This is a genomic window from Deltaproteobacteria bacterium, from assembly GCA_016874775.1.
Classification (GTDB): Bacteria; Desulfobacterota; Binatia; order Bin18; family Bin18; genus VGTJ01.
In genome coordinates this window covers 1-3,816 of record VGTJ01000310.1, presented here as the reverse complement: position 1 = coordinate 3,816, position 3,816 = coordinate 1, and the positions used below count along the sequence as shown (strand labels likewise).

The window sequence follows — 3,816 nt, the reverse complement described above, 5'->3', positions numbered from 1 at the left end:
GTCGCCCGCGTTCATCCAGCTCTTCGACCAGACTTCGATACTTAGACCGAAGCCAGCACACAATGGTCTCGTCTCTCATCCCTGCTCTTGTGCAGAGGCTCTCCACTCCGGTCAATCACTATTGCGGTAAGTTGTTTCCTGCCACCGCCTAACTTCTCGTTCTGTAATGCCACACGTTGTGAGGTCTCCAAAGCCTGCAGTTGCGAAGCGATGGTGCGTGCGTCCTCGCGTGCTCGGGTCCGAGCCTCCATAAGTTTGCCGATGGCATAGCCGAGTCCGCCATACGTCAGTATGAAGATGACCATCACCTCAGTAGTGACGTTGCGCTCGCCGATGCGCATGTCCAAGCCGAGAGTGCGAAAGGCCAACAGGTCACCGAGCCCTAAAAGTGCTCCGGCAACTACGCCCCACAAACTCCAGCGTCGCTTTTTTTTCATGATGCTGACCATAGTATCACCGACGAGGAGCAAAGACTGTACCTGCTGTCCACTCAGGCCGTTGTACGTCTTTCGTGAGCGACGGGATATGTAAGGTTTCTCAGGGTGCCCCTCAAAGTTCTGGTAGTCAGGCTTGCGGAGTATGATGAACACGCCGTTCACCCTCAGAAGCTTGTTGATAAATTTCGCAAAGGCCAGTGCAAAAAGCGAAACCGTGCTTCGCCAGGCGAAGCACGAATGGGTTATCTCTCACCTTTTTCAGTTCCTTTCCCTTAATCTTGAGCTTGTCGAAGGGTCGAAGGGGTTTTTAACAGCTTCTCAGGCGGTGGCTGCCAATTCCCTCTCCCCTCATCCTGTCCTTCTCCCTTGCGGGGAGAAGGGACCCCTTTTCATATGTGCATAGCCAGTGTCGAACACTATAGAGGCTCGGGCGGAACGGGGGCGCTCGTGAAAGCGCTCACAAATTCCCCGTTCGTGCTGAGCGTGCCGAAGTACGAACTCGCTTCCATTCCTCATTTGCCAGAATCTGGATCTGCACCTGGTCTATCACGTTGCGTTGACGCTACGCACGTTGCAGCCGTGCAACATCTCTCCTCATTCCGCCCAGACCCATGCCCAACAAAGGTGAGGCCTTGCGTGCTTGAGGCAACGGCATGTTTGTTGCTCCGGTACAAGCGGAAAATTCTCACAGTCTGAGACAGGAGTGCCTCATGAATGCAAAACTCATCGGAGCGGGAGCAACCCTCGTCGCCTTCTCTGCGTTCTCTGCGTACGTTGTTTATCAGTACGGTTATATCGGACTCTTCGAACAAGCGTTGACCAATGCTGCCACTCTGCAGGTGTTGTTAGACCTCATCATTGCCTTGAGTTTCGTGTTGGCGTGGATGTGGAACGATGCACGAGAGCGTGGGATTTCCATTGTTCCCTACGTGCTGCTGACATTGACGCTTGGGAGCATCGGGCCGTTGCTCTATTTGGTTCGCCGTTATAGCAAGGACTCGCCTATGTTAACTGATGCACAAGTCGCGCGGTCGTAGACCACTGCAATGGTGGTGAGTGAGGTCCGTGTGTCACGCCAGCTCTCGCTGGTATCAAGGAATCGGCGGCGTTGGCCTCTGGTGATGCGTCCCGGCCTGCGGATTGATATGTTCGTACAGGAACGGAGAGCATCTATGAAGTCCTTCAATTGGCATGACATGTTGCGCGGCCATTCAATTTTCTCCAGCCTCCGCGAAGACGAGATCGCGAATTTACTGAGAGATGAGATCTCGCAGGAGCATAGCTACGCGCCAGGGACGACCATCATCAAAGAAGGTGATGCCGGGGACTCAATGTTTCTGCTGAGTGTTGGGTCAGTGCAAGTTGCGTTGACCGGCAATGGCGGGCCGATGGTGCGCCTCGCTGTGATCCAGGCAGGCGAGATCTTCGGTGAGATGGCGGTGTTGGAACGCAAGCCGCGCTCAGCAACGGTATTCGCCGCGGAACATTGTCTGCTGTTGGAGATTGGGGGAACAGATATTCGCCAGTTGCTCGAGGCACACCCTGCAATGCAGGTTAAGCTATATACCGTGGCGCGCGATCGACTCAGCCATTGGTTTCGCAGCCTCGGTCCTGGAGAATCGCGCGGTAACAACTGAATCGCGGCGGTGCGGTGATTGTCGGCAGTGAGACCCCATTCAGCAGCCGTGCTAAGTTCTGGTAGTATCTGCTCCAACGAAGACTTGTTGGGAGCGGACACGAACGAATGCAACACACACCACCGCGTGAATTGCACCAACCGCAGGGTTTTCTTGCTCTGGGGAAAAATGTCGGTATCAAAGATACAACTCTAGATCTGACAGTGATCTATTCAACCGTGCGTGCGCGCACGACGGCGATGTACACGCGCAATCGGTTTCCCGGTGCGCCGGTGATTGTTGGGCGTCAGCATGTCGCCAATGGTTTCGCCCAAGCCCTGGTCATAAACAGTAAGAACGCCAACGTGGCCACAGGGCAGCGGGGGATCGACAATGCCGTGGAGACCTGCCGTATCGTCGGCCAAGAATTAGGTATCGATCCTGACGACGTGCTTCCTTTCTCCACTGGGGTTATTGGCCGTCCGTTGCCGATGGAGAAGATTCGCGGTGGCCTCCGCGGCATTAAAGGCGAGTTACGAGCCGAGAATCTCAAGCTCGCGGCTGAAGCCATCATGACCACCGACATGTATCCGAAGTATATTTCTGCGCGAGTTGGCAAGGCGACGGTTGCGGGGATCGCCAAAGGGGCAGGTATGATCGAACCGAACATGGCGACCATGCTGGTCTATTTGATGACTGATGCAGAGTTGCCTAGAGCGGCCATGAAACCCATGCTCAAGCGAGTTGTCGATAACACCTTCAATTGCATGAGCATCGACACCGACACCAGTACGAGCGACAGTGTCGTGCTGATGGCGAATGGGCTGGCTGGCAAGGTCAATCTCGCTACCTTCGAGAAAGCGTTGCTACAGGTGTGTGAACACTTGACGCGAGAAATCGCTCGCAATGGGGAAGGCGTGACCAAGCTGATCACCGTCGATGTCACAGGCGCCAAGAACGAGGTCCAAGCCAAGCACGTTGGCAAACTGATTGTGAACTCTCCGCTCGTCAAAACTGCCGTGTATGGGTGTGACCCGAACTGGGGTCGGGTGATCATGGCTATTGGCAAGAGCTTCGATTCAAGCATCGACCCCAGCAAAGTAACGATTCAGTTTGGCGCGACGAAGGTGTTCAAGAAAGGTGCGCCGGTTGCGTGTGACCTTGAGGCGCTGCGCGTGTATTTGGGACAAGCAGAAGTTTCGATCGGTACCGACCTTGGTATCGGTAAGGCATCAGCTCGTGTGTGGGGCTGTGATCTTACTGAAGGTTATGTGAAAGAGAACGCGTACTATACGACCTGAGGGGATGGTAGTCGTCCTGTATACTTCACGCGGGCAAGAAGTGCGGTTTTGTCATGCTGAATGGAGCATCGCGCAGTGAAGCGTTCGTCGGCACGAGCCGAAGAGAGATGCTTCGCTGCGCTCAACATGACACTCGCATAGATCCAGAACAAAAAGTGTAGTCCGTGCCTGTACGCAGTATAGTTATTTGAGGGAAAAGAAGTGCCTAATCCCCCAAGCAACAATGAGTATAGTCAAAATTGTTGAGGCCTACGTACTGTTATCGCCTAACACTTCTAGTGACTATTCCACCAAGGACCGTTCTGTTAGGTAAGTTGAGTAATAGGCTGTAATGGGTACCCTTCCGGCAAAGCTGGTTGACTTTCGTATGTCTCGTTTATTTGGATGCTCGGTGACGAGTACGGGTGCAAGTGTCCCGGAGTAGGTGTGGACTTCACGGACGGCGGTGGGATCTGCTATAAG

At 54.1% G+C, this 3,816-nt stretch carries 4 protein-coding genes; 3 read left to right on the top strand and 1 reads right to left on the bottom strand.

Annotated features, from left to right (window positions below; translation table 11 throughout):
- Nucleotides 1–41 precede the first annotated feature (41 nt).
- The gene (locus FJ147_27800; GenBank protein MBM4259688.1) at nucleotides 42–590 is read right to left on the bottom strand and encodes a hypothetical protein; all 549 of its coding nucleotides are present in this window, start codon (nucleotides 588–590) and stop codon (nucleotides 42–44) included.
- Nucleotides 591–1,090: 500 nt separating this feature from the next.
- Here FJ147_27800 and FJ147_27795 point away from each other — a divergent pair, with 500 nt between their 5' ends.
- The 3 genes from FJ147_27795 (at nucleotide 1,091) to argJ (ending at nucleotide 3,354) form a co-directional block, all read left to right on the top strand.
- Entirely contained in the window at nucleotides 1,091–1,474 is a 384-nt protein-coding gene (locus FJ147_27795; GenBank protein MBM4259687.1) for a DUF2834 domain-containing protein, read from the top strand.
- A 9-nt stretch (nucleotides 1,475–1,483) separates the two neighbouring features.
- Nucleotides 1,484–2,074 (top strand): cyclic nucleotide-binding domain-containing protein, encoded by a 591-nt coding sequence (locus FJ147_27790; protein MBM4259686.1) that lies wholly within the window; start codon nucleotides 1,484–1,486, stop codon nucleotides 2,072–2,074.
- Nucleotides 2,075–2,181: 107 nt separating this feature from the next.
- Entirely contained in the window at nucleotides 2,182–3,354 is a 1,173-nt protein-coding gene (gene argJ / locus FJ147_27785) for a bifunctional glutamate N-acetyltransferase/amino-acid acetyltransferase ArgJ (GenBank protein MBM4259685.1), read from the top strand.
- Nucleotides 3,355–3,816 lie beyond the last annotated feature (462 nt).